This window comes from uncultured Methylobacterium sp., assembly GCF_964244095.1.
Lineage (GTDB): Bacteria > Pseudomonadota > Alphaproteobacteria > Rhizobiales > Beijerinckiaceae > Methylobacterium.
Genome location: NZ_CAXTHR010000203.1, coordinates 1 through 5563 on the forward strand (window position 1 = coordinate 1; position 5563 = coordinate 5563).

5 protein-coding genes are annotated in these 5563 nt (G+C 73.6%); 3 read left to right on the top strand and 2 right to left on the bottom strand.

The window, feature by feature from the left end; translation table 11 throughout:
• Positions 1-172 precede the first annotated feature (172 nt).
• Together rpsP and rimM are read left to right on the top strand one after the other, a co-directional pair.
• Complete coding sequence (gene rpsP, locus ACFE86_RS20845) at positions 173-535, top strand: 30S ribosomal protein S16 (RefSeq protein WP_375457234.1); 363 nt, start codon at positions 173-175, stop codon at positions 533-535.
• Between the two features lie 13 nt (positions 536-548).
• Positions 549-1208 carry a ribosome maturation factor RimM gene (rimM, locus tag ACFE86_RS20850; RefSeq protein ID WP_375457235.1) on the top strand — a complete coding sequence of 220 codons (660 nt, stop codon included), beginning with the start codon at positions 549-551 and terminating at the stop codon, positions 1206-1208.
• A gap of 75 nt (positions 1209-1283) precedes the next feature.
• Here rimM and ACFE86_RS20855 read toward each other — a convergent pair whose 3' ends face one another.
• Both ACFE86_RS20855 and ACFE86_RS20860 read right to left on the bottom strand, forming a co-directional pair.
• Positions 1284-3980, bottom strand: coding sequence for a PAS domain-containing protein (locus tag ACFE86_RS20855; RefSeq protein ID WP_375457238.1), 2697 nt, complete (start codon positions 3978-3980; stop codon positions 1284-1286).
• 5 nt (positions 3981-3985) lie between these two features.
• Entirely contained in the window at positions 3986-4792 is an 807-nt protein-coding gene (locus ACFE86_RS20860; RefSeq protein ID WP_375457236.1) for a Crp/Fnr family transcriptional regulator, read from the bottom strand.
• A gap of 178 nt (positions 4793-4970) precedes the next feature.
• Between ACFE86_RS20860 and ACFE86_RS20865 the strand changes: the two genes are divergently transcribed.
• Positions 4971-5563 (top strand): MBL fold metallo-hydrolase (locus ACFE86_RS20865; protein ID WP_375457237.1); only part of this gene is annotated, 593 nt, incomplete at its 3' end.

Genomic DNA, 5563 nt, shown 5'->3' on the forward strand with positions numbered 1-5563 from the left:
AAGGGGCCGGGCCTGCCGGGGCTCGGCGGTTTCCCGTTCGGAAAGAAGAAGTGACTCTTGGCGAATGGCGAATGGCGAATGGCGAATGGAGGCTGTGCAAGCGCCTCTTCTTATTCGCTATTCGCCATCCGCCATTCGCCCTATGAAACCTGACAGACGCTAGGAGCGAACCATGTCCCTCAAGATCCGTCTCACCCGTGGCGGCGCCAAGAAGCGCCCGTATTACCGCATCGTCGTCGCCGACGCCCGCGCGCCGCGCGACGGGCGCTTCATCGAGAAGGTCGGCGCCTACGACCCGATGAAGCCCAAGGACGACCCGGCCCGCATCGTGCTGGAAGCCGAGAAGATCACGTCCTGGCTCGCCAAGGGCGCGCAGCCGACCGACCGGGTGCTGCGCTTCCTCGACGCCGCGGGGCTCGCCAAGCGCCCGGTGCGCAACAACCCGCAGAAGGCCGAGCCCGGCGACAAGGCCAAGGAGCGCGCCGCCAAGCGCGCGGCGAAGGTCGCGGCGCCCGCCGAGGACGCGGCCGCCTAAGGGATCGGACGCGATGCGTCGTTCCGGCCCCTCCCGCGGCGATGGCGCGCGCCGCGGCGCCATCGCGCCGGAGACCACCACCTCGCCGCGGCACACGCCCGCGGCGAGGCCGGCGCCCGCCATCGACCCGGGCCTCGTCCTGATGGGCGAGTTCGGGCGGGCGCAGGGGCTGAACGGCGAGGTCCGGCTGAAATCCTACACCGGCGATCCGATGCGGATCGCCGGCTACGGCCCGCTCGCGACCGCCGACGGGCGCCGGATCGAGATCACCGCCGTGCGCCCGGCCCCCGGCGCGTCGCCGGACCTGCTGGTCGCGCGCGTCCGCGGCGTCTCCGACCGCACCGGCGCCGAGGCCCTGAACCGCACGGCGCTCTACGTCGCCCGCGCCTGCCTCGGCGAGCCGGACGACGACGAGGTCTTCACCGCCGACCTCGTCGGGCTCCCGGTGAGCGATGCCGATGGAACGGTGCTCGGCACCATCGTCGCCGTGCCGAACTACGGCGGCGGCGACCTCTTGGAGATCCGCCCGCTCGCGGGCGGTGCGACCGCGCTCCTGCCGTTCACCCAGGGCTTCGTCCCCGAACTCGACGTCGCGGCAGGGCGCGTCGTCGTCGCCCCGCCCGAGGACTTCTTCGCGCCGGCCGGGCCGAAGCCCGCCGACGATCCGGGCTGAGCGGGCTTCCCTCCCCGATCGACCCGCCGCGTGCCTTGGCCTGCCGCGCCCCTTGGCCTAACGCACCCCTTGGCCTCACGCCTCAGCCAGCCCGCTGAGCGGCGCCGTCACCGTGCAGGTGACCCCCGCTGCGGGATAGGCCAGCGTCACCGCGCCGCCGATCGCGCCCACGAGGCCGCGCTCGATCAGGCGGGTGCCGAACCCCTTGCGGGTCGGCTCGACCACCGGCGGACCGCCCTGCTCGCGCCACATCAGGTGGACCTCCGCCTCCGCCCCGTCTCCCTCGACCGTCCAGCGCAGCACCACGCTGCCCTCCGGCACCGAGAGCGCGCCGTACTTGACCGCGTTGGTGGCGAGTTCGTGCGCCATCAGCGCCAGCGACAGGGCCGCCTTCGGGCCGACCGCGAGGTCCGGCCCGGCCAGCCGGAAGCGGGCCAGGCCGCCGTCGTCGTGGATGCTCAGCGCGCCGCGCAGCACCGCCTCCATGCCCGCGCCCTCGCTGTGGCCCGACAGCAGGATGTCGTGCGCCTTGCCCATGGCGACGAGGCGGGCCGACAGGGCCTCGCGCGCCGAATCGACGTCGGTGACGTTGCGCAGGGTCTGCGTCGCGATCGCCTGGACCAGCGCCAGCGTGTTCTTCAGGCGGTGGCCGAGCTCGTGGTGGAGGATGTCCTGCTGCGTCTCGGCGCGCTTGCGGTCCTCGATGTCGCTGACCGCGACCACGGCGCCGATCGTGGCGCCGCCCGCATCCTTGACCGCCTCGCCGATGAACTCGATCCAGCGCCGCGAGCCGTCGGGCCGCTGGTAATGCGCCTCCAACTCGGCATGGTCGGCGCCGCCCGCGGTGATGCGCGCGAGCGGGTAGTCCTCCGGCGCCACCGGCCGCCCATCGGCATGGTAGGCGTGGCCGGCGCGGTCGGCCGCATGCAGGGCCGGATGCCCGAGGATGCGCTCCAGCCGCGGGTTGCCGAACACCACGCGCCCGCTCGGCGCCTCGGCGAGCAGGATGCCGACCGGCATGGTCTGGAGGACGGTGTCGAGCCGGGCCTGGCTCGCCGCCAGCGCGGCTTCCGTGCGCTTGCGCTCGGTGATCTCGACCGAGACCCCGGGATAGCGCAGCGGGCGGCCGTCCGCGCCGTGGTAGCCGCGCCCGCGGGCGTAGACCCAGCGCACGGCCCCGTCGGCCTGGGGCAGGCGGTATTCCTCTGCGAACTCGCCCGCGGTCTCGATCGCGTGGCGGATGCGTTCGATCACCCAGCCGCGGTCGTCGGGATGGATGCCATCGGTGAAGCGGGCGAGCGGCAGGCCCGCGGCGGCGTCCGCCGGATCGACCGCATGGAGCCCGGAAAACAGCGCGTTGGCGACCATGCGGTCGTCGGGGATGTTCCAGTCCCACCAGCCGACCGCGCCGGCGGCCTGGAAGACGAGGCTCAGGCGCTCCTCGCTGAGGCGCAGGCGCGCCTCGGTCTCGTTGCGCCGGGTGATATCGAGCATCGCCCCGATCATCCGCACCGCGCGGCCGTCGCCGTCCCGGATCAGGTAGCCCCGGTCGATCACCGCGGCGTAGCTGCCGTCGCCCCGGCGGAAGCGGTACTCGTCGGTCCAGATGTCGCCGTCGCCGTCGATCACGGCGTGGATGCCGTTGGCGACCCGGTCGCGGTCGCCGGCGTGGATCTGCGCGAGCCACCATCCGCCGGTCGGCTCGACCACGGCGAGGTCGTGCCCGTAGGCCAGCGTCAGCGCCTCGTTCCAGCGGATGTGGTCGGCGGCCAGATCCCAGTCCCAGATCGCGTCGGTGGTGGCGCGCGCCGCGAGCCGGTATCGCTCCTCCGTGGCCTTCAGGGCGAGATCGGCCGCCTTGTGCTCGGTGATGTCGCGGACGCTGCCGACGAAGCGGATGGTCACCCCGTCCTCGACGAGCGCCTGCCCGCGCGCCGCGAGCCAGCGCAGCGCCCCGGTATCGGCCGCGATCACCCGGTACTCGATGTCGATCACCCGGCCGCCGGCGGGGTCGAGCGCCGCCTGGACCGCGGCGTCGGTCCGCGCGCGGTCGTCGGGGTGGACGCCGTCGAGGAAGGTCTGCGCGTAGGTGACGGGCCCCCGCGCCGGCACGCCGAACAGGGCGCGCACCCGCGCGTCCCAGCGCAGCTCGCCGCTCGTCAGGTCGAAGTCGAAGATGCCGATGCCGGTGGCCTCGACCGCGAGCCGCAACTGCTCCTCGACGAGGGTGCGGGCGGCCAGCGCCTGCTCGCGGTTCTCGATGGCGCGGCGCAGCTCGAGCTGGACCATCACCTGCCGCGCCAGCGCACCGAGCGTCGCCTGCTCGGCCTCGCTCAGCCCCTCCGGCCGCGGCACGGTGTCGATCACGCAGAGCGTGCCGATGGCAAAGCCCTCGCGCGTGTTCAGCGGCGCGCCGGCGTAGAACCGGATCTGCGGACCGCCGCCGACGAGGGCGTTGTCGCGGGTCCGCGGGTCGCGCGTCAGGTCCGGGATGATCAGGAGCCCGTCCCGCCCGCGCCCGTCCCGCCCGAGTGCGTGCGCGCAGACGGACTGCGCCAGCGGCGTCTCGCACGGATCGAAGCCGATCCGGGCCTTGAACCATTGCCGGTCCTTCGCGACGAAGCTGACCAGCGCCACCGGCGTGCGGCAGGCTTGGGAGGCCAGCAGCACGATGTCCTCGAACCCGTCCTCGGCGGGGGTGTCGAGGATGCCGAACGCGTCGAGGGCGGCGAGGCGCGCCTCCTCGTGGTCCGGGATCGGAGCGGCGGTCATGGTCCTCACGCCGCCTTTCCGTGCGGCGGCTTGCCGTCCGCGGGCGCGGCGGCCGCGGCCGGGTCGACGGCCACCAGCGTGCCGTCGTCGAGATAGACCGCGCCGAGCACCTCCTCGAAGTGGCGGCGCACGCGCCCGTGGCACTCGCAGGCCGCCCGCTCCAGGGCCGGCCGGTCGCGGATGGCGATGCGGCCGCGGGTGACCGCGATCATCCCGCGCTCGTGCAGGCCGCGAAGCACCCCCGACAGGTAGGTCCGGCGCACGCCGAGCATCTCGGCGAGCACGTCCTGCGTGATCGGCAGGACGTCGCTCGACAGGCGGTCGTGCAGGGTCAGCAGCCACTTGGCCGCGCGCTGCTCGATCGGGTGCAGGGCGTTGCAGGCCACCGATTGCAGGAGCTGGGCGAGCAGGCAGTCGGCGTAGCGGGTGAACAGATTGCGCAGCGTCCGCGACGCGTGCTTGGCCGCCTGCAGCCGCCCGGCCTCCAGCCGCAGCGCCGGGCCGCCGATCTGGACCGCGGCGCGGCTGAAGGCCGGCAGGTAGCCCTGGCTGACCACGCCGCCGACCGCGCCCTCGCGGCCGACCGTCGCCGTCTCCGCGGTGCGGCCGTCGAGCATGGTGATCGCCATGGCGACCACGGTGCGGTCGCAGGGGAAGGTGATGTGCGACACCGGATCGCCCGGCGCGAACATCACCGCGCCGCGGGCGAGCTCGGTCGGCTCCAAGTGCGGCGCGATCAGCGCCCGGTCCGCAGGCTGAAGCGCCCGCAGGAGGAGGTTCCTGCCGAGGGACTCGGCGACGGTGACGGACATGAGGGACGGATTCGCTTCCTGCCTGGATCGATGCCATAGCGCAGCCTGCGGCCGCCGTCCGTTCACGAGTGAACACTAGCGCGGCATTTCAGCGGAATTGTGGCCCCGCCCGCCGGCGAGCTCGCCCGCGCCGGCGATCGGCTTGACCCGGGGGCCGCGCCGGCCATCTGATCGTGGCATGAAACGGCGAAGCCTGCTCACGGCCGCGAGCGCGGCCACGGTGATGACGCTCGGCGGCGTCGGCTACGCCGTGCACCGGCGCGGGCGCAACCCCTACTACCGCGGCCCGGAAAGCGACCATTTCGACGGGCTGCGCTTCTTCGCGCCCGGGCAGGTCGCAGACAAGAGCCTCGCCGAGGTCGCGCGCTGGAAGGCCGCGCGGCAGTTCGAGGCGTGGCCGAACCGCGTCCCGAGCCCGTTCCCCCCCGACCGGCCGCCGCAGCGGGTGGCGGGCCTGCGCATCGTGCTGATCGGGCACGCGAGCTACCTCGTGCAGGTCGCCGGCCGCAACATCCTGATCGATCCGGTGTTCTCCCGGCGCGCGAGCCCGTTCCGCTTCGCCGGCCCCAAGCGGGTCAACCCGCCCGGCATCGCGTTCGCCGACCTGCCGCCGATCGATGCGGTGCTGGTGACGCACAACCATTACGACCATCTCGACGGCCCGAGCCTCGCGCGGATCTGGCAGGCGCACCAGCCCCTGGTGGTCGCCCCGCTCGGCAACGACGCGATCCTGCGCGGCTACGACGACACGATGCACGTCGAGACCCGCGA